This window comes from Draconibacterium halophilum, assembly GCF_010448835.1.
Classification (GTDB): Bacteria; Bacteroidota; Bacteroidia; order Bacteroidales; family Prolixibacteraceae; genus Draconibacterium; species Draconibacterium halophilum.
The window spans coordinates 1,088,225-1,112,930 of record NZ_CP048409.1; the positions used below are offsets into that span (position 1 = coordinate 1,088,225).

Below are 24,706 nucleotides of genomic sequence, written 5' to 3' on the forward strand. Positions count from 1 at the left end.
GATAAATTTACAGTGGTTAATGCCGGTAGTAAAGCAAAAAGGCTTTGTAAATAGATGTAACAAAGGCTGCATTTGATTTCTAATCGGTACTATTTTTTAGGTCTGTCGAATTTGTTAATTACCGGGTAAGCATACAATTTCAGAAAACGTTCCTGAATGTCAGTTATCGGGAAATCGATATTCACCATGGCTTGCTCCACCATAATTTCAAATTTCTTTTGTTCTTCGCTGGTGTATCGATCTTTAAATCGGTGCTCCTGCATAAGCATGTCGTAGGCCACAAAATTGCTAGGCCACAGTTTAAAATTTTTGTAAATCTGGTCGTCGATCATTTCGGCCAGGCAACGAATGTAAGAATTACGTTGTTCGTTATTTTTTGCCAATTCAAAATGGGTTTCTATAGGTGTTCCAAAGGAAAAACGCATTCTCCCTTTTGGTGCGAACATTCCCATCGACATCGCTTTTAGGTCGTCTTTACTTCGTTTCGATTCGCCGTAATGTTCTTTTTTTATTAATTCGCGAAGTTTGGCCAATCCACAAGGTTCAATCTCGTACGAAATGGATACCGGCACAATATTTAATTCGTTAAATCCGTCCGATATGCCTCCTGTGTTACTCATGTTCAGCATTTTTAGAACACTGTCCTGTGTTTTGTCGTTCCCGTCTTTTGTACGGCCTTCGCGTTGAGCTATCCAAACCGACATTTTGTCTTCAGTAATGGACTTTCGGATAAAATGAGAGACCTTTTTTGATGCCATCATCAGTTCGCGTGGCGGCAAATTTCGTTTAATAACAAACGACCTGTTCAGCTTAACTGTATGTTCTATCCACTCGTATTGCAGCAGGTTGTCGCCAATGGCAATCTGGGTGGTGTTCATCCCGTGCTCAAAAATGAGAAAATTTAATAAAGCGGCATCTAAAATAATATCGCGGTGGTTCGAAATAAACAGATAGGGCTTGGAATTGTCCAGCTTATCCATTCCGGTAACTTTTAATCCGTCCGAAGTTTTGTCTACCAGCCAGTGCAAAAGATCGTAAATAAAAACGCCCTGAAGCTGTTTAACACTGCTTACCCGGCGCAACTGAAATTTTACCATTTCAACCTTTGGCCGGTTTTTAAACAAGAGATGCAGTACCCTGTCAAAGGTTTTATCCTTAACTAGTTTTCTGATCTTTGCTTTAACTTCTTTGTCGGTGTAGGGGCGAATATCATCAAAATTAATGTCTCGCATTATTTATAATTTTAACCCGACAAAGTAAGGTATTCAAAATCAGAATTTCAACCTCAATTGGAATTTTAACTCCGTTTTGTGGTGTCCTGTTATCTCGTTGTAGCCGGAACTTATGGTTTCACGGTCGGTCCACCACGTATTAGCCAGCTTTAGCCAGCACTCAATCTTTTTCGCCGGCTGGTATTTTAAATTGATATAATTTCTTATTCCCTTCCCGTAATAGGCAGGAATGGAAAAAGCATAAAGAATGTCGTTTTCGTACGCATAAATACGGCTGTTATAGCTTTTGGTATGAAACCAGGCCAGTCGTGCCGCAAGGTTCAACGGAAATTGTTTGGGCTTAAACTGGATGTCCTGGAAAAGCAGAAATCCGTTCTCACTATTCTCGCCTTTATAATAAACATGCTCGGCACGTGTTTTTAGCAAGATTGTTTCCGATATCTGAAACTGTGTATGAAAGCGCATTTTCTGAACGCGTTCTGGCAGATTGATATAGCGCCCATCGTTCTTGAATTTTTGATCTTTCTCCTCATTTTTAAAACGTAGGTAGGCGGTAATCTTTTCGCTGATCTGAAAATCTGCTTGTGTAAAAATATCCCACGAACGTGCAGGGCTGGCAGTGGAGTAGTTAAACCATTCTGATTGATAAACATCGGAATAGGCTGAAAGCTTAACAAATTTGGCCGGTAAAAGACGCACCCCAAAATAAAGTCCTGATTCGTTGCTGATGTTACTTCCTTCGGCCATCGTATTGGCCCAAAAAGCGTGGTAATCTTTATCGAAATGACGAAACAATGCCGAAAATGCCAATTGGTCGTTAACATGTACAATTGCTCCCTGTGTAACTGCTTTTCCTTTTGATTTTGATAGGGCAGCCTCGCCAAAAAGCGTATAGTTATTTTTGTTAAAAAGGTAATCGGCACCGACGGTATAATTATCGGTCCCTTGGAAACGAAATTTGTTGTAAAGCCGTTCGCTGCGAATAAATGGTTTGTCGAAATGTTGATATACAACGGTTACCCCAAGTTTAAGGTATTTAAAATGATGGGTAAAAACTCCGCCGGCATTGGTAAAATTTACCGTTTTTTCATCGGCAATTTCGCTGTCGGTGCGATGATAACCCGAAGTTTGCAAACTGGAGAAATGGTTTACTTCTGCATCCTTATAAACCAGGTTGCCATCGGCATTTTTGCGCGAATAGAATAGACTGAATCGTGAATTACCCAATTTTACGGTTCCGGCCGCCCCTCTGAAAAAGAAATTCTCATCCACAGAAGTGTAGCCCCGAACTCCCTGGCCGGTTTTTGTGATTCCCAAAACATTTTGCGATTTCCCGTTGGTGTAGCCTTGCCATAATACCAAACCCTGGCCGGTTCTAACAAGGTAGTCGCCGACCGAAATTTTTTCAAAAGTGCTATTGATTTTGAAACTAACATGCCCCGAATAGTAATCGAAACCACTTTTGTTAGAACCTTTAAAGAATGCTTCGCCGGGATCTTTCTCGGCCGTTATGCCAATAGAAAGTTTGTCATTGGCCCTAAAATTATAGCGCGTGTAATAGCGAAATCGGTTTCCTTCGTAAGGTGTGGTGTTATCGTCTTTTGTTTTGTATCCGCGTGCTTTCTGTAAATTACCCAGCGTTCGAATTAGCAATTGGTTATCGGCATATTTTAGCTGTTGTTTTAATGTTTGTTGTTCCTGTTCTTCGGGGCCAAATACAATAAAATACTGCAATTTTTGCAGCAAATCAGGTGAAAACCCATCAATGGTTTTTAGTTCGTAAATAGAATATACAGGGCCGTAAGTGTCAGTATATTCAAGTAATTTTTGAATTTGTATTTCATTTAACAAATAGAGCCGTGCCAATTCTGTGGTGCTTGTTGCGTTAATATTAACGGGATGTTCAAGAAAATACTCCAGATCCTCAATAATTAAGGCCGCATCAGTGCCTTCTTCAATTTTATCGAGATGCGATTCCAAAATCGATTCAATCAATTTATCGGGCGAGTTATTTTGCGCCGATGCCGCCAAAAATGTAAGCTCAAGTAACATGAAAATTATATGTTTGGCAATGCGTGTCATTTAAGATTGTATTGAATGGAAACCGAGGGTGTAAATCCTAAATTTCCATGGTAACTAAATGCAATATCTGTGCTGATATTTTTAAAAATGTAGCCAATTCCGGCAGTATATTGAACCGGCCGTCCCGAAATCCCAAAGCGAAAGGCCAGATTTTCAAGTGGCATAAATTCCAGTCCGCTTTTTATTAAAACATCCCGCTCCGATTCTTTTTGTGTTTCAAAGCTCACCAGCACATGCTGGTCGAAAGCATAGTGTGCACCAAGCCTGTAAATCGATGGGAGTTTTGTTTTTTCTTCGCGATAATTGTAGCCGTTTTTAACCGGATTAAAGGAGTGAACGCCTAATGTAATTTTCTCGGTAAGCTTATAACTTGCCCCGATTTCAAACGTAAGAAACGAAAAAGCATCCGCATTTTCCGGCATACGTTCTGCGAAATAATCGAATTGGATAGAAGCGTTAAGACGTTCAGAAAGTGGCTTGGCATAGGCAAGGCCCAGTTTATGCGCTTTAAAAATGCCCTTTCCAAATTGGTAAAAACTTAATCCGAAAGTTCCGGTGTTGGTTGGCAAAACAATACTTGATGCCGCCAATTCAAATTCATCAATTCCGAATTTTGATTCGTAAAATATTCCGGCGGAAAAATTGTTGAGTTGCGCTAATGTTGCCTGGTTATGAAAAGTGCTCCAGCTATCGGGAATGGATACAAAAGCATTTGATAGCGCAACAGAACGTGCACCTCCTGTGTAATTTTGAGAGGAGGCTACCGAAGCGATTATGGTAAAGCACGCCAACAGTATGTAAAAGGGTTTATGCATAAAAAAAGAGGTATTGATTAAATACCTCTTTAAAATTAAGTAAAATATTTTTAACTACAATTAGTTTGTTTTAAATCTGTACTTTACCTCCGATAACTCCTGGTTGGCTTTTACAATTTTTTGTTTCAGGTTTTCTTTGTAAGTAACCAGTTTGTTCATTAGTTCTTCGTCTCCGGTGGCCATCATTTGAGTAGCTAAAATAGCCGCATTCATTGATCCGTTAACTGCAACAGTAGCAACTGGAATACCCGGAGGCATTTGCAGAATAGCAAGAATAGAATCAAACCCCGACAGGCTGGCGTTAATCGGAACACCAATTACAGGAACCGGGGTCATTGCAGCAATTACACCCGGTAAGTGAGCAGCCATTCCGGCACCGGCAATAATAACTTTTATTCCGCGGTCTTTGGCTCCTTTGGCAAAGCTTTCTACCTCTTCCGGAGTACGATGTGCCGATAGCGCATTGATCTCGAAAGGAATTTCAAACTCATCGAACAATTTGGCCGCTTTTTCCATCACGCTTAAATCGGATGTGCTGCCCATAATAATACTAACTTTTGGAGTCATGTTTTATAATTTATTTGTTACTTTGTATCTTTTTATTTTCAGCACGAAAATACAGCAAATTAGCAATTAATAAAAATCAAAACCACATATGAAGAAGGTTAAAATTCTGGATAAAGAATTTGAGTTATTTATTCCATATGAGAAGATTCGTTCAGTTGTTGAGCAAATGGCTGAAACAATGAATAAGGAGTTGGCAGGCAAAGACCCGCTTTTTCTTTGTATATTAAACGGTTCGTTTATGTTTGCCGCCGAATTATTCAAGCGTATCGACTTTGTAGAGTCGGAGATTTCGTTTGTAAAACTGGCTTCGTATCAGGGCGATTCAACAACCGGAAGAGTGAAACATCTGATCGGGTTGAATGAAGAAATTGAAGGACGAACCGTAGTGATTCTGGAAGATATTGTTGATACGGGAATTACCATCAACAATATTATGGAGCAACTGGAACTAATGAAGCCCAAAGAAGTGCAGGTAGCCACCTTGTTATTAAAACCGGATGCGCTTCAGAAAGAAGTAGATCTTAAATATGTGGGAATGGAGATCCCGAATGATTTTATCGTAGGTTACGGACTTGACTACGACGGCTACGGTAGAAATCTGATCGATATTTACACGGTAGTAAAATAAAAAATAACCAAAAACTATGTTGAATCTCGTATTGTTTGGCCCACCGGGGGCAGGAAAAGGAACCCAGGCCGAATTTCTTACTAATTCATTTGAATTGATCCACTTATCGACCGGCGATTTGCTACGAAGCGAAATTGCCGAAGAAACCCCTCTGGGAAAGGAAGCAAAAAACTTTATGGATAAAGGCGAGTTGGTTCCCGATGAAGTGGTGATTGGAATGATAAAAAGTAAACTTGACGCAAACAAAGATGCGAAAGGTTTTATTTTCGACGGATTTCCACGTACCGTTGATCAGGCGAAAGCGCTGGATGTTTTGCTGAACGACAATGGAACACCAATCTCGGGAATGCTTTGCCTGCAGGTTGAGAAGCAGGAATTGATCGATCGTTTGTTAAGCCGCGGAAAAGTTTCGGGCCGTTCCGACGATCAAAACCAATCGATTATTGAAAACCGCATTGCAGTTTACACCGAAAAAACACTTCCTTTAATTGAATACTACAAACCGCAGGGTAAACATTTCGATGTTAATGGAATGGGAACTATTGAGGAAATTGCAGGTAGATTAAAAGACGTTGTAGAAAAATTATAACATCGATAGGTAAGTGAGAAGTTTGCCACATGGCAGGTTTCTCACTTTTTTTACTTGTATATTACAGAAAACGAACAGGAAAAATCAGATGGCAGAGACCAATTTTGTTGATTACGTAAGAATTCATTGTCAGTCGGGTAACGGAGGTTCCGGCTCAGCGCATTTGCGCAGAGAGAAATTTGTTGCCAAAGGAGGTCCCGATGGAGGCGATGGTGGTCGTGGTGGCCATGTTATTCTTGTGGGCAATGAGCAAATGTGGACACTGTTACATTTGAAGTTCCGCAAACATATTAAGGCTGGTCACGGAGATCCGGGGGGGAAACAACGCAGTAAAGGCGCCGATGGCGAGGATGTATACGTGGAGGTGCCACTGGGTACGGTTGCCCGCGATGTGGAAACCGGCGAATTCCTGTTTGAAATTACAAAGCACGGCGAAGAGCAAGTGCTGCTGGAGGGTGGTAGAGGTGGCCTGGGAAACGACCATTTTAAAACCTCGACCCATCAGACTCCACGATTTGCACAGCCCGGCGAAGAAGGCGAAGAAGGCTGGAAAATTCTGGAGCTAAAAGTGCTGGCCGATGTTGGTTTGGTTGGCTTCCCGAGTGCCGGGAAATCTACACTTTTATCGGTAGTTTCTGCGGCAAAACCAAAAATTGCTGATTACCCGTTTACTACCCTGGTGCCTAATTTAGGCATTGTGGGGCATCGCGAAAAACGATCGTTTGTAATGGCTGATATTCCGGGAATAATTGAAGGCGCGCACGAAGGTAAAGGCTTGGGGCTTCGTTTTTTAAGGCACATCGAGCGTAACTCGATGTTGTTATTTATGGTGCCGGCAGATAGTAAAGATCACCTGAATGAATATAAGGTATTGCTCAACGAACTGGAGAAATATAATCCTGAATTACTCGATAAACAGCGATTTTTAACCATCAGTAAAGCAGATATGCTGGATGAAGAACTGATGCAGGAAATCAGTAGTGAGCTGGGCGAAACTCCGCACATGTTTTTTTCGGCAGTATCCGGACTAAATATTCTACCACTTAAAGACCGAATCTGGGAAATTTTAAATAGTTAATGGAAATATTGCAACGAATACTGGAGCTGGATAAAGATTTGTTTTTATTCCTCAATGGATTACACAGCGATTTTTGGGATCCCATTATGGTGATGGTAACCCGCCAGGAAATATGGATTCCGTTTTTTGCCAGCATTCTATTTTTTATTGTCAAGAATTATCGAAGCAAAACCTTGCTGATTCTTATCACCCTGGCGATTTTAATTGCAGTTACCGATCAGTTTTCAGGATTAATAAAAGATACTTTTCAGCGTTTGCGGCCGGTGCACGATCCTGCAATCGCGCAATTGGTTCATATGGTAATGGGCAAAGGCGGATCTTTTGGTTTTGTTTCGGCTCATGCCGCTAATTCTGTTGCTCTTTTAGTGCTAATTTCCCGGATATTTAAAAGCCGCGGGTATTATTTTTTAATGCTGACTTGGGTGCTTGTGTTTTGTTATTCGCGTATTTATGTAGGGGTGCATTATCCTCTCGATCTTATTTGTGGTGGACTTGTCGGCTGGCTAATTGGTTGGGGGCTGTACAAGCTTATGATGTTTGTCGAAAACCATTTCTTTTTTGGGCGTTCGCCAAAAATTGAAAAAACGGCAATTTCAACAAAAGATACCGGTACTATGGTTTTAGTATTCTCGGTATTAGTAAGCACTTTTTTTATTGCTGTCTTCATCCTTCGCCATTATAATCTTTTATAAATGAGCAACCCGATCCGGCTTTATTCCGAAAAACTTTCATTTTACACTGATGAATTCAATAGTGTGTCGGCGAAAGTAAAACGTTTTGCCTGGTATCGTTTTGTTGCGTTTGTCGGAATATTTCTTCCGCTGATTATTCTGGGTTGGAAGATCACAACGCTCTACTCAACGCTTCCTTTAATTGTGCTGTTCTTTTTTCTCGTAAAACGGAATCTCATTCTCGAAAAGTTAAAGAAAACACTTGCTGTTAAAAAGATGTTGCTGGAAGATGAGCTAAAAGCATTGGATCATTCTTTTCTTCATTTTAAAAATGGCGAACAGTTTCTGAACGTGGAACATTCTTTTGCCTACGATCTCGATTTGTTTGGCGAAGGTTCATTGTTTCAGTATTTAAACCGAACCTCAACCGTTGAAGGTCAGCAGTTATTGGCCGATTGGATGCAAAGGCCATTAAAGGAAAAAGACGAAATTGAGCAGCGGCAAGGCGCCATTAAAGAGCTAGCTGAAATGCCTTTGTGGCGGCTCGACTTTTTAACTGAAGGCAAACTGTTTCAGGAATCGGAAGAACAGTATAACGAGATTCGTTCATGGACGGAAATGGAGCTTGGGCTGAATCATTCCAACCTGATGAAGTGGTTGATTCGTATTGTTCCGGCGATAACGATAGTGGCTGCAATTCCGGCAATAATGGGACTGAGTAACTTTTATCTTGTGGTAATGGTAGTTGCTCAGTTTTTGCTGCTGTTTGCCTGGTCGAAACGTGTGAATTATTACTTTGGTTTTTTTGGTCGGAAGTCGGAGCTGCTGGCGAAATACATGCAGTTGCTGAAAATTATTGAGCAGAAAGATTTCGATTCGAAATATTTAAGCGAACTAAAGAAAAAAGTAACTGAGCCCTCGGCCGGGAAGGTATTTGGTGAATTAAAAAACCTGGTAAAGGAGTTTGAATACCGCCAGAATTTTTTGGTGGGAGTTGTGCTCAACGGGTTATTAACCTGGGATATTCGTTGCGTATACAAGTTGTGGCAATGGCATAAAGAGAATCGGGGCAGGTTAGCCAATTGGTTGGAAATTATAGCGCAAATGGATGCGTTTATTAGCCTGGCAAATTATGCCAATAACCAACCTGGTTTTGTATATCCGGAAATCACAAATCAGGCTTTTTCGTTTTGTGCCAGCGAATTGGGGCATCCCCTGCTTAAAGAAGAAAAGCGGGTAAACAATGCTATTGAAATCCAGGGCTGGTCGAAAATAATGATCGTTACGGGGGCAAATATGGCCGGGAAAAGTACTTTCCTGCGCACCGTTGGAACAAATATTCTGTTGGCCGAAATTGGAGCGCCGGTTTGTGCCACATCGATGACGATCAGGCCCGTTGGTCTGTATACCAATATGCGCACAACCGACTCGTTACTAAAAGACGAATCGTATTTCTTTGCCGAGTTGAAAAGAATTAAAGCAGTTCTGGATCGTCTGGTGGCAGGCGAGCAAATTTTTGTCATCCTCGACGAAATGCTAAAAGGAACCAACTCGATTGATAAGTTGAATGGCTCGAAAGAACTGGTGCGAAAACTGGCGCAATACCAATGTTCAGCAATGATTGCAACGCACGATCTAAAATTGAGCGAAATGGAAAAGGAGCTTCCTCTGCAAGTCTTCAATAAATGTTTCGAGATACGGATTGAAAACAACGAGTTAATCTTTGATTACAAACTTTCGGATGGGGTTACTCAAACCATGAATGCCACTTTCCTGATGAAAAAAATGGGAATTATTTAGTTTTTCTTGAGCGGTTTTTCATCATCTGTGACTCAGTATTTTGTCATATTAGTAAATGAAAGGTGCATTGCGAACTTTCACAACAAGTTGGATGTGGATGTCCGTCTTCGCCCGCTCATACGCCTAATTTTATCCACACTTTTTCAACGGCCGATTGTTAGTTATTGCTGCTGCGAAACCCCTTGGCAAGTGGAGGATTTGATTATATTTGTGACAATTGGGTGAATTCTGTGTTTTTTGATAAAAACAAAGTCCCGCAAGCGCAAAACCAGTAAAAATACAGAGTTCACATAAATTTCGAAAGTTGATTCTGGAAATTGAAGTATGAGCGCAAACTACGACGAAGCTACTATTAAAACGTTAGACTGGCAGGAGCATATTCGGCGACGTCCGGGAATGTATATTGGTAAACTCGGTGACGGAACCTCTGCCGACGATGGTATTTATGTATTATTGAAAGAGGTAATGGATAACTCTGTCGACGAATTTATGATGGGGCACGGAAAACGGATTGTTGTAAATGTTGATCAGGATTCTGTTACTATCCGCGATTTTGGACGTGGAGTTCCGTTGGGAAAACTGGTGGATGTAGCCAGCAAAATGAATACCGGTGCAAAATACGACAACAAGGTTTTTAAAAAGTCGGTGGGATTGAACGGCGTTGGTATAAAGGCTGTAAATGCGCTTTCATCTGATTTTATGATAAAGGCAGTGCGCGAAGGCGTTGCCAAAGAAGTTTATTTTAGCCAGGGCGTAAAAACCGACGAGAAAGACATTAAAAATATTGATGAGGAAAACGGAACACAAGTAACCTTTATTCCCGATGAAAGCGTGTTCAAGAAGTATCGTTATATGAGCGATTATATCGTGAATATGATGAAAAACTACACTTTCCTGAACGCCGGGTTAACCATAGAATACAATGGCGATAAATTCTACTCGCGCAACGGATTGCGTGATTTGCTCGAGGAGAATATGGATCACGACCCAATTTACCCAATTATACATCTCAGAGGCGAAGATATTGAGGTGGCCATAACACATGGCAACCAATACGGAGAAGATTATTATTCGTTTGTTAATGGCCAGCATACCACTCAGGGTGGAACTCACTTACAGGCTTTTCGCGAGGTTTTAGTAAAAACAATCAGGGATTTTTACAAGAAGGATTTTGACCCGTCGGATATACGGGCATCGATTGTGGCGGCTGTTAGCATTAAAGTCGAAGAGCCTGTATTTGAGTCGCAAACCAAGACCAAACTAGGATCAAAAGATATTGGACCAGAAGGTCCGTCGGTGCGTGCACACGTTGGTAATTTCCTGCAGAAGGAACTGGATAACTTTCTGCATAAAAACCAGGAAACAGCAGAAATGTTGTTGAAGCGCATTGTAGAATCGGAGCGCGAAAGAAAAGCAATTTCGGGAGTAAAAAAACTAGCCCGGCAGCGCGCCAAAAAAGCCAATTTGCATAATAAAAATTGCGCGATTGCCGTATTCATTTCAATAGTAAGGATGATCGGAAAGAAGAATCGAGCATTTTTATTACAGAGGGAGACTCGGCAAGTGGATCGATCACAAAATCACGCGATGTAAATACTCAGGCGGTGTTTAGTTTGAAAGGGAAACCGCTGAATACTTATGGCCTCACAAAAAAAGTGGTTTACGAAAATGAGGAATTTAACCTCTTGCAGGCGGCACTGAATATTGAAGAGGGGATGGAAGATTTGCGCTACAACAACGTAGTTATCGCTACCGATGCTGACGTTGACGGAATGCACATCCGTTTGCTGCTCATAACTTTCTTTCTGCAGTTTTTCCCCGAGTTGATAAAAAAGGGGCATGTTTATATTTTGCAAACACCGCTTTTTAGGGTGCGTAACAAGCAAAAAACGTTCTATTGCTATTCGGACGAAGAGAAGCAGAAAGCCATTAATAAGCTGCGTGGTAAACCCGAAATTACGCGATTTAAAGGACTGGGTGAAATATCGCCGGATGAGTTTAAGCATTTCATTGGAAAAGACATCCGGTTGGATCCGGTGCAAATGAAAAAGCATGAATCGGTGGCAGAAATGCTATCCTATTACATGGGGAAAAATACCCCCGACAGACAGGAGTTCATCATCGAAAACCTGTATGTTGAAAAAGACGAAGTAATGTAATTGAAACGACCATGGCAAAAATATCCCATAAGAAGATGATTATATTCCCTGGGAGTTACATAAGTTACCATGGAAAATTAACAATTATAAACGAATGAAATAGCCTCGAAAGGGAGCACGATAAATTTCAAAGAAAAGAATGTCAGAAGAGAATTTAAATCAGGACGAAATTCAGGACGATAGCATTAAAGAGGAAGTAACGTACCTGTCGGGTATGTACCGCGACTGGTTTTTAGATTACGCCTCATATGTAATCCTCGAGCGGGCAGTTCCGTATATCAACGACGGGTTAAAACCCGTTCAGCGGCGTATTATGCATGCCATGCGCGAAATGGACGATGGGCGCTATAATAAGGTGGCAAACATTATTGGGCAAACCATGCAATATCACCCGCATGGCGATGCATCCATTGGCGACGCCATTGTGCAAATGGGGCAAAAAGAATTGCTGATCGATTCGCAGGGAAACTGGGGGAATATCCTAACCGGTGATGGGTCGGCTGCTCCACGTTATATCGAAGCCCGATTGACCAAATTTGCACTGGAGGTGCTTTTTAATCCGAAAACTACCAATTGGAAACTGTCGTACGACGGCCGTAAAAAAGAGCCGGTAACACTACCGGCTAAATTCCCGCTTTTGTTGGCGCAAGGCGTTGACGGAATTGCCGTTGGGCTGGCCTCAAAAATGTTTCCACACAATTTTGTCGAACTTATCGATGCTTCCATCAATTACTTGCGTGGGAAATCGTTTGAATTGTATCCTGATTTCCCAACCGGTGGCTCGGCCGATTTTAGTAAATACAACGATGGTTTGCGCGGAGGTTCGGTTAAAGTGCGTGCAAAAATTGAAAAACGTGATAATAAGACGCTGGTAATAAATGAGGTGCCTTTTGGAAAGACAACCACAACCTTGATTGAGTCGGTTATTAAGGCCAACGACAAAGGTAAAATAAAAGTAAAAAAGATTGATGATAATACGGCTGAACACGTGGAGATCATTGTGCATCTTGCAGCCGGTGTGTCGTCGGATAAAACCATCGATGCACTTTACGCGTTCACCGATTGTGAAGTTTCTTTGTCGCCAAATGCATGCATTATTAAAGATGATAAGCCGCATTTTATTGGTGTTTCCGAAATTCTGAAACGTTCAACTGATTCAACAAAAGCATTGCTGAAACTTGAACTGGAGATCCGTAAATCGGAACTGGAAGAGCAGTGGCATTTTTCTTCGCTGGAGAAAATTTTTATTGAAGAGCGACTCTACAAGGATAAAAAGTTTGAGGATTCGGAAAGCATGGATCAGGCAGTGGCACACATCGACAAGCGCCTTGATCCGTGGAAACCAAAACTGAAACGCGAAATTACCCGCGAAGATATTCTGAAACTGATGGAAATTCGTATGGCACGAATCCTGAAATTTAACAAGGATAAGGCCAACGATGTACTGAAATCAATTGAGGATGAAATTGCGGAGGTTGAGCACAACATCGAAAATATTATTGACTTTACCATTGCCTGGTTTAAGCACCTGAAAAAGAAATACGGTAAAGACAAGGTGCGGAAAACAGAGATTCGTAGTTTCGAAAACATTGTAGCCTCGAAGGTAGTGGTGAGAAATGAGAAACTGTATGTTGACCTCAAAGAAGGGTTTGTTGGTACATCGCTTAAAAAGGCGGAATTTGTTTGCGATTGTTCTGATATAGACGATATTATCGTTTTTCGTCGCGATGGTTCGTATTTTATCACCAAAGTATCTGATAAAGCTTTTATCGGTAAAAACATTTTACACCTGGCCCTTTTTAAGAAAAACGATAAACGCACCATCTACAATGTGGTGTATAAAGATGGCAAATCGGGGAATTTCTATATGAAACGGTTTTTTGTTACAGGTGTAACCCGCGACAAAGAGTACAACCTTACCAAAGAAACAAAGGGCTCGCGTATTGTTTATTTCTCGGCCAACCCGAATGGTGAAGCCGAAATATTGCGCGTAATGTTGAAACCGAAACCACGCTTGAAAAAGTTGGTTTTTGAAGAAGACATGGGTGAGCTGGCCATTAAAGGTCGCCAATCGATGGGAAATATTCTTAGCAAAAACGATATTCATAAAATTACCCTCAAAGAAAGGGGTGTTTCTACGCTGGGAGGTCGTAAAATATGGTTCGATCAGGATGTATTACGCCTGAATGCCGAAGGAAGAGGAACCTATCTTGGCGAGTTTACAGGAGAAGACAAAATTTTGGTGATCTATAAAAACGGCGAATTCCAGTTGTATAATTACGATCTGAGCAACCACTTTCAGCAAGATATTCTGGTAATTGAGAAATTCAATAAACGTAAAATTCTGTCGGCAGTTTATTACGATGCCGATCAGAAATATTACTATGTGAAACGTTTTGAAATTGATGAACCGGAAGGGAAGCTGGTGCGTTTTATTGGCGATAATAACGACAATAAACTCTTAAGTTTAACCTGGGTACATTATCCGCGACTTGAGCTAACGTTTGGCGGGAAAAATGCCGAACGTGAAAACGAGATTATTGAGGTGGCTGAATTTATCGGAGTGAAATCGTGGAAGGCAAAAGGTAAGCGTCTGAGTAATTACGAGGTGGATAATATTAAAGAAATTGAACCGGTAATAAAAGATGATTACGATCATCGGGAAGATGAGGAAGGCGAATCGGAAAATGAGCAGGATAGCAAAGCTGAAAAAGGGAAAGATGCTGATGATATCCCGTTTGAGGTAACCCGACCCAAAAAGGAAGATGACGGTCAAGGCTCTTTGTTTTAGTCAGTAACAAATAAAAAGATGCGAGTATATTTGATTGGATACATGGGATGCGGCAAGTCGCGATTGGGGCGCCTTTTATCGGAACACATGGGTGTACAGTTTGTCGACATGGATGATTACATTGAAGAAAGAAACTGCAAAACGGTACCACAGCTATTTGCCGATCACGGCGAAGAAGGTTTTCGTGAAAGGGAACGAAAGGCTTTGGAAGAACTGGCCGAATTCACCGACGTTATAGTTGCTACCGGAGGGGGAGCACCATGCTTTTTCGATAATATTGACCTGATGAATAAAACGGGAAAAACTATATTTCTGAATATCGATCCTGCGATTCTTGCTGATCGGTTGATGAATTCAAAAACCGAGCGGCCACTTATTAAAGGAAAATCGCGCGAAGAGCTGGTTGCGTTTATCGATGAAACACTAAAAAAACGAAAGCAATTTTATTCGCAGGCCCAGTTTGAAATTACCGAACTCGATTTAAGCCTGGACCGTATTCAGGAAATGATTTCCTAATTCAGGTAGTTCTTTCTCGTAATCCATTTTGCTTTTGCATTCTCCTGAAATGGCTTTAAATTAGCTTGGCGTTAGGTCAAATATCAATTTCTGGTAGTTATTTATACTATTGTTTGTATTGGTGGTAGATCCTTTTGCCTTTTTACTTGATATAAAACAGAATAAGCATGTCAACAGTTGCAGAAGTTTTTGCCCATACTTTAAAAGAAATTGGTATTCGTTATGTTTTTGGAGTGCCCAGTGGCAACATGATCGATTACATGGAAGCTTTACGAAAAGAGGTGGGTATCGATTTTATATTGGTGGGCCACGAAACAACGGCAGCTTTTATGGCTGGTGTTTGCGGCCGGCTGACCGGAGTGCCTGGTGCATGTTTTGCAACTTTTGGGCCGGGAGCAACAAATTTAAGCACCGGTGTTGGCGGCGCGCAACTCGACCGGTTTCCGCTATTGGCTTTTACCGACGAAATGCCCGATGATTTGTTAAAACGCACGGTGCAAATGAACATCAATCATCAGCAATTATTTTTCCCAATTACTAAATGGACAACTCGTCTAAATCCGAATAACATTGAAGAAATTATTTTGAAGGGAGCAGGTATAACTACTGACGATACTCCCGGTGCAGTTCATATAGGAATTCCTGCTGGGATAGGACGAAATCCGGTGAAGGAAGCAAAATCGGATGTGGACTACCTGCGACTGGAAAAGAAACGGTGGTCGCCATTGGTTGAAGATCAGGTAGCGAAAGTTGAAAAGTTAATTCATAAAAGTAAAAAGCCTGTTTTTGCTGTCGGTTTATCAGCAGTGCGTGCACAGGTAAGTGAGCAACTTATTGCATTAGCCGAAAAATGTCAGGTGCCCGTTGTTCTTACGCCCATGGCAAAAGGACTATTTCCCGAAGCTCATCCCTTGTATGCCGGTGTCCTTTTTCATGCTTTATCAAATGAAGTGGCTAAAGTTTATTCGCAGGCCGATCTGGTAATTGGAATTGGCTACGATCCTGTGGAGTTTAATTACGAAGACTGGATGCCGGAAGTTCCACTGATTCATATCAATAATTCAGAAGCTGATGTGGCACCCGGAAAATTCCCGGAAGTGTCTAATGTGGTTGGCGCTGTTGATGTTGCCTTGAATGAGTTGCTTAAACTTAACGTTGAACCAAAAGAATGGGACCTTCAGTTTTTGAAAGCAAATAAAAAGCAGATCGTTAAAAAACTGACGCCTGAAACCGATAGTTTTGGACCGCTGGCAGTGGTTGCAGAATTGCGAAACGCCATGTCCGATGATGGAATTCTTACTGTTGATGTGGGCGCTCATCTGCATTTAATCGGGCAGCAATGGCATACCCCCTCACCTGAAAAATTGTTGATCTCCAACGGATGGTCGAGTATGGGTTTTGCTATTCCGGCAGCTTTGGCCGCAAAACTCTGTAATCCGGGATTGCCGGTTGTTGCCTTAATGGGAGATGGTGGTTTTCTGATGACGGTAGGCGAGTTGGCGATAGCAAAACGACTTAACCTGAACATTGTTTTTGTGGTGATATATGATGATAGTTTATCGCTGATAAGTATTAAGCAGAATAAAAAGCACTTTGATCGTAGCTATGGAACAGATTTAAATGTGCTGGAGGGAGAGCCTACAAATCATTATTTTGGAGTACCTGTTGTTCGTGTAACAAACAGTAATGAATACAGAAGTGCATTAAAAAAAGCCTTTTCTGCTGCTGGCCCTATTGTAATTGAGGCTGTTGTTGGCAGCAAGGAATATGACCAACTTGTTTTACAGCCGAATAAATAATTTCATTCCTTTATAATTGTTTATTTTAAAGGAAACTCAAGTCTGCCTGACCGGTAGGCAGGGAATTCGTATAATCATGTTCCTGTTTATTAGAAAGACTTTTTTAATCTGCTCGTTTCTGCTTATATTTATTGTTCAAAATAATTACCAATCAGATTTTCTGAAAATGAGCTTTTGAATAAAATAGGATGAAAACCAACAAACAACTCCAATTAGCTTTCGATTTTGTACAATACACCGGACAAAATATCTTTCTAACCGGAAAAGCCGGAACCGGGAAAACAACCTTTCTGAAGAGTTTAAAAGAGCGTTCGCCTAAACGTATGATAGTGGTGGCACCAACAGGTGTTGCGGCTATAAACGCGGCAGGAGTTACCATTCACTCATTTTTCCAATTATCGTTTGCGCCGCAAGTGGGGCACGAGAGTAAACACAGTAGCGAGCAGCGGTTTACTAAAGAGAAGATCAATATTATGCGAAGCCTCGACTTATTAGTGATCGATGAGGTGAGTATGGTGAGGGCCGATATTTTGGATGCGATAGACCGCACCCTGCGCCGCTTTAAAAACAGGCGTAAACCTTTTGGAGGAGCACAGGTATTAATGATTGGCGATTTGCAACAGTTGGCACCGGTTGTAAAAAATGAAGAGTGGGGATTGTTGCGCCGCGAATACGAGACACCTTATTTTTTCAGCAGTAAAGCACTCCGCGAATTTCCGCATGTGAGTATCGAACTCACCGAAGTGTTTAGGCAGCAGGATGAAAAGTTTATTTCGGTGTTGAACAAGGTGCGCGAGAATAAATTGGATGAGGAAGCGCGGCAGCTTTTAAATACACGACATATCCCGAATTTTGAACCCGAAGATGAGGATGGATACATTACGCTTTGTACGCATAATGTGAGTGCGCAGCGGATAAACGATTCGAAACTGAGTGTTTTAACCGGTAAAAAGGAAGTTTTTACTGCAGCGGTGGAGGGGAAATTTCCTGAATATTCGTACCCCACAGATTTTAAGCTGGAGCTAAAAGTTGGTGCCCAGGTGATGTTTGTTAAAAACGATTCCAATCCTGAGAAACGATTTTATAACGGAAAGATCGGGCAGGTGCAATCCATCGGTAAAAACTGTGTTTATGTCTTGTGCCCGGGCGAAGACGAGGAAATAGAAGTGGAACCACAAAACTGGGAGAACTATAAATATTCAATCGATAAAGAATCGGGCGACATTCGCGAAGAAATGGAAGGAATGTTTACCCAGATTCCCTTAAAACTGGCCTGGGGAATCACTATTCATAAAAGTCAGGGATTAACTTTCGAGAAAGCCATAATTGATGCAGAGGCTTCTTTTGCGCATGGTCAGGTTTATGTGGCGCTCAGTCGTTGTAAATCTTTGGAAGGCATGGTACTGTCATCGCCGATTGCCGGTCGTAGTATCATTAACGATAAAACAGTTAGCGGATTTATTCAGGAGGTGGAAGAAAACCAACCCGGCGATCAGGAATTACATGCTGCAAAACTGGCTTTCCAGAAAGAGCAGTTGATAGAAATATTTCGCTTTTACCGCTCGGAAAACTTATTGCGAAATATTGCAAAATTGGTTAACGAGAACAAGGGGAGTTTCCCGGAAGTAACAATCACGCAACTTGAAAAAATGCGTAATGAACATGAGAGTGAGATTGTTGCTGTAGCAGCCAAATTTCATCATCAGATTACTGATTTGTTGCGACAACAACCTGATGTTTATAAAAACGAAACGTTGCAGGAACGCGTAAAAAAAGCAGCTGCCTATTTTGGCGAAAAGGTGCAGCATATTTTGGCCGAAGGAATTAAAAAGGTCGACCTGGATGTTGATAATAAGGAGATTAAACGGCAGTTGAAACGCTACGTGAACGATCTGAAAGACGATGTGCAATTAAAATTATCGGCATTTGAATCGTGCCTTGAAGGATTTGACGTAAAACGCCTGATGGATTCGCGCGCTAAAACACTGGTAAAACAAAGCAAATCTTCTGGGAAACAAAAGGCAAAAGAGATTACCGATTTTGAAAATATACCAAACCCTGAATTGTTTGAGCAATTGCGTAACTACCGCACCGAAAAAGCCGGTGAATTGGAGATTCCTCCTTTTATGATCTTTTCTCAAAAGGTGTTGTACGCACTGGTAACATACTTGCCTGCCGACACCACTTCGTTAAAACTGATAAATGGCCTTGGTCCGCGAAAGATTACGCAGTTTGGTGCCGATATTATCGCTGTGATCGATTACTATTGTAAAGAAAACAACATCGATAAAGGAGAAATACCCCTACAGGAACCGAAGAAGAAAAAGAAGGAAAAAGTGGAAACCAAACTGTTAAGTTTTGAGCTGTTTAATAACGGAAAATCGATTGAGGACATTGCAACCGAACGTGCTCTTTCGGCCAATACCATCGAAAGTCATCTGGCACATTTTATAAAATTGGGAGATCTGGAGGCAACACGTTTAGTGGATGAAGAGAAACTGAAAAAAATAGCAGACTATTTTGCAAAGACAGAAGATAAATCATTCGGAACAGCGAAAGGCCACTTTGGTAACGAGGTTAGTTATGGCGAGTTGCGGATTGGGTTGAGTTATTGGGAGTTTGAAAAGTCGGCTCAGGATAAATAGAATTTCAGTAACGACTATGCTGAATCTCTTTTGGACAAAAAAAGCGGGTCACTAAAAGTTTCAAACTTTAGTAACCCGCTTTTTATTTTATCTTATTTGCCAGAGATCTCTAATCCTTTTTGATAATCTTATTAACGGTTAGCTTATCAAAGTTTAACACCTTTAAAAGATAGATACCTGAAGGAAGTTCAGATAAATCGACTCGGGTAAATGAAGATGTAATTTGTCCTTGAACCAGTGCTTTCCCACTCAGATCGTAAATTGAATACGAATCTTCAAATCCCACTTCATCAATACTGATATTAATAAAATCTTTTGCCGGATTCGGATAAACAGCAATTGTATTTTCTATTATCGATTCTGCAAAAGGGCTGGTTGCAGAAGCCTTTGGAGTGGCAAATGATATCACATAATCTTCAACTTCTCCGTCAAATCCGTCTTCACATGGTGCCGGTACTCCTCCAACTTTCATGGCAATTCGCATACGAGTTGATCCACTTGCATAGGTCGGGATGGAGATATAATCACTTACGGTTCCTTTTTTGTTATTCAGGGAAAATACCGTCTCGTCAGCATCCTCAAAGTCGCCATCCTGGTTAAAATCAATCCAGATTCTCCAGAAATTCCGAGTGGTTCGTAAAAGTGGATCTAACTCGGTAAGGGAACTCTGTCCCGGTGTAATTTCTGCGAATGTTATTCCCGATAGTTGGTAACCATTGGCTCCCGATTGTACTTCGGTGCCGGCAAATATTACATTGCGAATATAATTTGCAGAGGTGCTGATATTGCCGGGTGTACAATAGTCTAATACGGGGGTGTTCTGATCATAAACCGTAATGATCTCACTTTTCTGCGAACTACCCAACTCATTGGAAACAGTCAGCGTAACAGTATATTCTCCGGGACTATTATACGTAACAACAGGTTCCGGATCTATGCTGGAACTTGAAGCATAAGTGGAAATTCCAAAATCCCATGATAAACTAGTTGGATTATACAATGAGGTATTTGTAAACTGTACCGATTCGCCAACGGCAACATTGGTGCTGCTTACGGTAAAGTCAGCCACAGGTGCCGGTACAAACAGGTTAACGGTGTAATCCTCAATCTCTCCGGTTAAAGCATCACAGGCAGTTGGTTCTGAAGAACCCATTGCCACCCGCATTCGGGTTGTTATATTTTCCCCGGCAGGAATATTAATTGTACTGGAAACTGCTGATTTCGATTTGGAAGAAATAAACAGTCTTTCTGAATCTTCAAATGCCATATTCTGATTAAGATCGATCCAAACTGCCCAGTATTCAAATCTACTTCTGGGGCTAAAATCAGGTGTAAGTTTTATAAATTGGTCTGTTCCTCTCTCCAGATCAAAAATAAATGACGTGAAATCAGTATAACCATTTGATCCTGATATTTTTGATTGTCCGGAAATCTCAACGCCGGCAATCCATTGACCGCTGGCATCAGCTGTAGGAATACAATAGGAAGGAACATAATCATCCACCTGGATATAGTTGTCAAGAATTTTTGAATCGGAGCCACCACTGTTTGAAGCCACCAGTGTTACGCTATAGTTACCGGGAGTAGCATAGGTAACAGTTGGATTTTTCTGATTAGAAGTACCCGGAGTTCCACCTTCAAAGGTCCAGCTCCACGTTGTTGGTTCATTAGCCGAAAGATCGGAGAATGTTACTGTTTCCCCTTCTGTAATTGAAGTCTGATCTGCTGTAAAATTAACTGCCGGAGCTAGTACAGGGGCATTCACCTGTATATAACCCGTAACAGTTTTTGTATCCGATCCATCAGCATTAATTGCTTTTAAAGTTACGTTGTAAGTCCCTGCAGCATTATAACTAATCGTTGGATTTTGTGCTGTTGATGTCCCCGGTGTTCCTTCTTCAAAAGTCCAGTTCCATGCTGTTGCATCCGAAGACTGATCAGAGAAACTTACTGATTCGCCTGTGTTGATCGAAGTTTGGCTGGCTGAAAAATTAGCAACAGGAAGAAGTATAGGTTCGTTCACCTGAATGTAATCAATGCTTGTTTTTGTATCCGAGCCGTCAGCATTAGTTGCTGTTAAGCTTACATTGTAAGTACCGGCTTTGCTGTAAATGATTGATGGATTCTGAAGTGTTGATGAAGTTTTGTCCGCTCCTTCAAAAGTCCAGCTCCACGAAGTCGCATCGGATGAAAGATCAGAAAAATTAACCGACTTTCCTGTTGTAATTATCGTTTTGTCCGCAGCGAAATCAGCCACAGGAACAACAACAGTTACCGGATCGTTAACTGCTATGTAGTTGTCAAGAATTTTTGTATCCGATCCATCAGCATTTGTAGCTGTTACAGTTACCTTGTAGGTGCCTGCGGTATAGTAAGTTACTGCCGGATTTTGTGCTGTTGATGTTGTTGGTGAGCCTCCTTCAAAAGTCCAGCTTCGTGCTGTTGCATTCGACGACAGATCAGAAAAACTAACCGATTCGCCAGTGCTGATTATGGTTTTGTTTGCAGCGAAATCAGCGACAGGTAAAACTACAGGTTCAGTCACCTCGATGTAGTTGTATGCTGTTTTTGTGTCAGAACCACTGGCATTTGTTGCGGTTAAGATAACCTTGTAAGTTCCGGAAGTGTTATAAGTAACTGTCGGATTTTGTGCTGTTGATGTAGCAGGATTTCCACCTTCAAAAGTCCAGCTCCACGAGGTAGGGCTGTTTGACGAAAGATCGGAGAAGGTAACGTTTCCACCTTTTTCTAGCGATCTCGGATTGGCTGAAAAATCAGCAACCGGTGCAACTATCGGCACTGTAACTGTAATGTAGTTATCTACACTTTTTGTATTCGATCCATCAGCATTTGTTGCAGTTAAAGTTACTTTGTAGGTTCCAGCAGAACTATAGGTAACAGTTGGATTTTGTGCTGTTGATGTTGCCGGATTTCCTCCTGCGAATGTCCAGCTCCACGAAGTTGGGGTGTTGGTTGACAGGTCAGAGAAAGAAACAGTTTCATTTGTATTTACTGCCGTTTTGCTGGCTGTGAAGTTCGCGACAGGTACTGCTGTTCCTCCTAAGGGCATACAATAGCCGTATTCATCTAAAGGCCCCTTAGTGGCATCAGAATCATCACCATCTGCTAAATCAGGGCATGGAGGACAGTTTGCAGGTTTTTCTCCAAGTCCCCACCAGTAATAACCGTCTCCGTCGGCATCTGTGCATTTTACTTGATAGTTATTTACTTCACTTGTTATTGGGGTTTGAATAGCACAGGTCCAGCCCATATTTGTAATTGGTGTTTCTACATATGTATAACCTTCATCTCCCCAATCGGCACCCCAACTATTTTTAAATATCCAAACTAATTTGCCAATTAATGGATCGTCTGCTGTTACTGTTTTTGTATAATCAAATCCTCTTGGATCACTGTAGAAAAACACGTCTCCTTCTTTAACAATTTTATAGCCAACCAATACCATTGTATGATTCCAGTCTCCAAGGCCACCACTTATTGGCCCCTTTTCTATAAGCCATTGTTTTAAAAGATCTTCTGATTTAGGATAATCGATTGACCCAAATTGTAATTTCCCTTTGATTTTAATTAGTTCATTTGGATTTGTTCCTTTATCGGTACAAGCCTGATCAGAGCTTGAATAAGGGAAAGTTACTTCATCTACAATACCGCTTCTTGCGATATAGTCAAGGGCGTATTGAGGAACACCTCCAATACAGTCTCCGGCATTGCTGCATGATACTAAATCCTGTTCCGATAAATCAAGATTAAGTTGTTGATTAAAATAAACATTTACCATGGCTTCAGTTGCACCTGTTGATGCAAATGCCCAGCAAGAACCACAGGTTTGCTGATCTGTTACCGGAGTAATCCAATTTTTTGCATGCCGATCGCGCCAGTCCCAGTAATCCACATATGGACTTGATGTTGTGGTGGCAGATTTTAAGATGACATCACTGGTGCTGGTTGATTCTGTGCTTCCGGCGGTTATTACCCCTCCTGCATAATATTCAAATCCAGCAGGGAAGGTGCTTTGTCCGTATAACTTTTTCCGTTGGCCATAACTTAATTCCGAAACATTGGTTGGCCCGGCTACCCAGTGTTTCCCTTTCTCTTTTAGGTTTTTATTGATCTTGTTGATCTTGACCTCATTCTGGCCTTGTTTCTTTTCCTTTTTTGCCTGCTCTACATCAAGTCCGGAGTCGATACTGGTTGAGTAGCTCAGACTTTTTAGTTTCAACTGAGCATTCTCGATCTCAATTTGTAGCGAATAAGGCTTTACGCCATCCAGGATACTTGTTTCTTCGCAAATGTCTTTAATCGAAAAAGATTTTTCCGCCTCCAGTAAAAGGTTATAACTTTCGTAAATCAGATATTCATTAAAGTTATTGTCGATAAGCACCAGGCGAATCAACGAATTTTCGCCATTCAGCGTAATGTCTGCCGTGGCATCAAGTCCGTAAATTGGCTTTCCGATCTGTCCGAATGGGAGGATTTCTACTGTTTCCGAATAGGTTTGATTGATAAGAATAGATTGGGCGTTTTGCCCAACCATTTTGAATCTGTTGTCTGGATTTTGTCCAAACGATGCCCAGCTGATCACACATAGAACCAGCAGTGCTAAAAGCCCTGATTTTTTCATAGCATACCCTTGAAAGTGATTAAATGGTCCTGCCTTTTTTTTTGATCTGTCTGTTACAACAACAAACAGTGGGTTTGCAAAAACTTCAAATAACCCTAATCAAATTCTCTCAACTTAATTAAAATTAATACTTCAACATTTAAAATCTCTACGTTCTCAAAAGATGCATGGATAAATAAAAAGTAGTCCATCGACATTTAATGATCGCTGTATAGATAGGTTTGCATCGGCTAATGTATATGCTTAATTTTTTATTACCAAGCATTTTTGTTAACAAGAAAGGCTCTGGGTGAAAAACAGCTAGTTTAAAAGTGATTGGGATAGTAATGAATGCAGGTGTTTTTATGCGATTTGAAAAAATAAAGAAAAATAGAATAAAATTCCATAATCGACTGATAAACAGGATCGTGATAAACAGTTGCATTCTTATGTAAATGCTTTTTTGACTAAAAACTAACGGAATGAAACTTCTTATTTTAACTAAACTTAGCCATCCATTGTAAGGATGAACAGCATTAATATTAGTATATGAATCGCATCAGATTAATTCATGTTCATGGTGGCTTGTTATTAAAAAATCAGGCTATATTTTGTTTTTTACAAAAGTATTATAAGTGGTTTGTTTTCAGGAGTTAAAAAAGCTCATGGTTTGGTCGGGTTTAATTATGTAGTCTGTAATTTGACTTATGTTT

Annotated in this window: 16 protein-coding genes; 11 read left to right on the top strand and 5 right to left on the bottom strand. The window is 41.1% G+C overall.

Translation table 11 applies throughout. From position 1 onward, the window contains the following. Positions 1-89 precede the first annotated feature (89 nt). The 4 genes from G0Q07_RS04395 to purE are packed head-to-tail and all read right to left on the bottom strand — an operon-like array spanning position 90 to position 4,696. Positions 90-1,232, bottom strand: a complete 1,143-nt coding sequence (locus G0Q07_RS04395) for a 1-acyl-sn-glycerol-3-phosphate acyltransferase (RefSeq protein ID WP_163344952.1) — start codon at positions 1,230-1,232, stop codon at positions 90-92. A gap of 39 nt (positions 1,233-1,271) precedes the next feature. Then, entirely contained in the window at positions 1,272-3,314 is a 2,043-nt protein-coding gene (locus G0Q07_RS04400) for a helix-hairpin-helix domain-containing protein (protein WP_163344953.1), read from the bottom strand. Next, positions 3,311-4,129: a PorV/PorQ family protein gene (locus G0Q07_RS04405; RefSeq protein ID WP_163344954.1), complete on the bottom strand. Its 819-nt coding sequence runs from the start codon at positions 4,127-4,129 to the stop codon at positions 3,311-3,313. Before G0Q07_RS04405 ends, G0Q07_RS04400 begins: the two co-directional genes overlap by 4 nt. A 60-nt stretch (positions 4,130-4,189) precedes the next feature. Further along, the gene (gene purE / locus G0Q07_RS04410; RefSeq protein ID WP_163344955.1) at positions 4,190-4,696 is read right to left on the bottom strand and encodes a 5-(carboxyamino)imidazole ribonucleotide mutase; all 507 of its coding nucleotides are present in this window, start codon (positions 4,694-4,696) and stop codon (positions 4,190-4,192) included. 88 nt (positions 4,697-4,784) lie between these two features. Here purE and hpt point away from each other — a divergent pair, with 88 nt between their 5' ends. From hpt to G0Q07_RS04460, 11 genes are all read left to right on the top strand, one after another. Beyond that, positions 4,785-5,324, top strand: coding sequence for a hypoxanthine phosphoribosyltransferase (gene hpt, locus G0Q07_RS04415; protein ID WP_163344956.1), 540 nt, complete (start codon positions 4,785-4,787; stop codon positions 5,322-5,324). Between the two features lie 16 nt (positions 5,325-5,340). Next, positions 5,341-5,913, top strand: coding sequence for an adenylate kinase (locus G0Q07_RS04420; protein WP_163344957.1), 573 nt, complete (start codon positions 5,341-5,343; stop codon positions 5,911-5,913). An 88-nt stretch (positions 5,914-6,001) separates the two neighbouring features. Further along, a complete protein-coding gene (gene obgE / locus G0Q07_RS04425) occupies positions 6,002-6,991 on the top strand; it encodes a GTPase ObgE (RefSeq protein WP_163344958.1) in 990 nt (329 codons plus the stop codon). Beyond that, on the top strand, positions 6,991-7,683 hold the full coding sequence (locus G0Q07_RS04430) for a phosphatase PAP2 family protein (RefSeq protein WP_163344959.1): 693 nt from the start codon (positions 6,991-6,993) through the stop codon (positions 7,681-7,683). Before obgE ends, G0Q07_RS04430 begins: the two co-directional genes overlap by 1 nt. Then, positions 7,684-9,462 carry a MutS-related protein gene (locus tag G0Q07_RS04435; protein ID WP_163344960.1) on the top strand — a complete coding sequence of 593 codons (1,779 nt, stop codon included), beginning with the start codon at positions 7,684-7,686 and terminating at the stop codon, positions 9,460-9,462. A gap of 324 nt (positions 9,463-9,786) precedes the next feature. Further along, a complete protein-coding gene (locus G0Q07_RS04440; RefSeq protein WP_246222980.1) occupies positions 9,787-11,055 on the top strand; it encodes an ATP-binding protein in 1,269 nt (422 codons plus the stop codon). Continuing rightward, on the top strand, positions 10,941-11,621 hold the full coding sequence (locus tag G0Q07_RS20590; protein WP_246222981.1) for a toprim domain-containing protein: 681 nt from the start codon (positions 10,941-10,943) through the stop codon (positions 11,619-11,621). Before G0Q07_RS04440 ends, G0Q07_RS20590 begins: the two co-directional genes overlap by 115 nt. Before the next feature lie 139 nt (positions 11,622-11,760). Further along, the gene (locus G0Q07_RS04445; protein WP_163344961.1) at positions 11,761-14,412 is read left to right on the top strand and encodes a DNA gyrase/topoisomerase IV subunit A; all 2,652 of its coding nucleotides are present in this window, start codon (positions 11,761-11,763) and stop codon (positions 14,410-14,412) included. 18 nt (positions 14,413-14,430) lie between these two features. Continuing rightward, positions 14,431-14,928 carry a shikimate kinase gene (locus G0Q07_RS04450; protein ID WP_163344962.1) on the top strand — a complete coding sequence of 166 codons (498 nt, stop codon included), beginning with the start codon at positions 14,431-14,433 and terminating at the stop codon, positions 14,926-14,928. Positions 14,929-15,095: 167 nt separating this feature from the next. Next, positions 15,096-16,727, top strand: coding sequence for a thiamine pyrophosphate-binding protein (locus G0Q07_RS04455; protein WP_203532671.1), 1,632 nt, complete (start codon positions 15,096-15,098; stop codon positions 16,725-16,727). A gap of 188 nt (positions 16,728-16,915) precedes the next feature. Next, positions 16,916-19,372, top strand: a complete 2,457-nt coding sequence (locus G0Q07_RS04460) for a helix-turn-helix domain-containing protein (RefSeq protein WP_163344963.1) — start codon at positions 16,916-16,918, stop codon at positions 19,370-19,372. A gap of 109 nt (positions 19,373-19,481) precedes the next feature. Here the strand turns inward: G0Q07_RS04460 and G0Q07_RS20215 are convergent, their stop codons facing one another. Then, on the bottom strand, positions 19,482-24,014 hold the full coding sequence (locus tag G0Q07_RS20215) for a PKD domain-containing protein (protein ID WP_203532672.1): 4,533 nt from the start codon (positions 24,012-24,014) through the stop codon (positions 19,482-19,484). Positions 24,015-24,706 lie beyond the last annotated feature (692 nt).

What these genes read in the sequence shown, in the direction of transcription:
- G0Q07_RS04430 (WP_163344959.1), top strand. Translation starts at nt 6,991, where the DNA reads ATGGAAATATTGCAACGAATACTGGAGCTGGATAAAGATTTGTTTTTA.
- G0Q07_RS04440 (WP_246222980.1), top strand. Translation starts at nt 9,787, where the DNA reads ATGAGCGCAAACTACGACGAAGCTACTATTAAAACGTTAGACTGGCAG.
- G0Q07_RS04455 (WP_203532671.1), top strand. Translation starts at nt 15,096, where the DNA reads ATGTCAACAGTTGCAGAAGTTTTTGCCCATACTTTAAAAGAAATTGGT.
- purE (WP_163344955.1), bottom strand. Translation starts at nt 4,696, where the DNA reads ATGACTCCAAAAGTTAGTATTATTATGGGCAGCACATCCGATTTAAGC.
- G0Q07_RS04420 (WP_163344957.1), top strand. Translation starts at nt 5,341, where the DNA reads ATGTTGAATCTCGTATTGTTTGGCCCACCGGGGGCAGGAAAAGGAACC.
- G0Q07_RS04435 (WP_163344960.1), top strand. Translation starts at nt 7,684, where the DNA reads ATGAGCAACCCGATCCGGCTTTATTCCGAAAAACTTTCATTTTACACT.
- G0Q07_RS04395 (WP_163344952.1), bottom strand. Translation starts at nt 1,232, where the DNA reads ATGCGAGACATTAATTTTGATGATATTCGCCCCTACACCGACAAAGAA.
- hpt (WP_163344956.1), top strand. Translation starts at nt 4,785, where the DNA reads ATGAAGAAGGTTAAAATTCTGGATAAAGAATTTGAGTTATTTATTCCA.
- G0Q07_RS04460 (WP_163344963.1), top strand. Translation starts at nt 16,916, where the DNA reads ATGAAAACCAACAAACAACTCCAATTAGCTTTCGATTTTGTACAATAC.
- G0Q07_RS04400 (WP_163344953.1), bottom strand. Translation starts at nt 3,314, where the DNA reads ATGACACGCATTGCCAAACATATAATTTTCATGTTACTTGAGCTTACA.
- G0Q07_RS04405 (WP_163344954.1), bottom strand. Translation starts at nt 4,129, where the DNA reads ATGCATAAACCCTTTTACATACTGTTGGCGTGCTTTACCATAATCGCT.
- G0Q07_RS04450 (WP_163344962.1), top strand. Translation starts at nt 14,431, where the DNA reads ATGCGAGTATATTTGATTGGATACATGGGATGCGGCAAGTCGCGATTG.
- G0Q07_RS20215 (WP_203532672.1), bottom strand. Translation starts at nt 24,014, where the DNA reads ATGAAAAAATCAGGGCTTTTAGCACTGCTGGTTCTATGTGTGATCAGC.
- obgE (WP_163344958.1), top strand. Translation starts at nt 6,002, where the DNA reads ATGGCAGAGACCAATTTTGTTGATTACGTAAGAATTCATTGTCAGTCG.
- G0Q07_RS04445 (WP_163344961.1), top strand. Translation starts at nt 11,761, where the DNA reads ATGTCAGAAGAGAATTTAAATCAGGACGAAATTCAGGACGATAGCATT.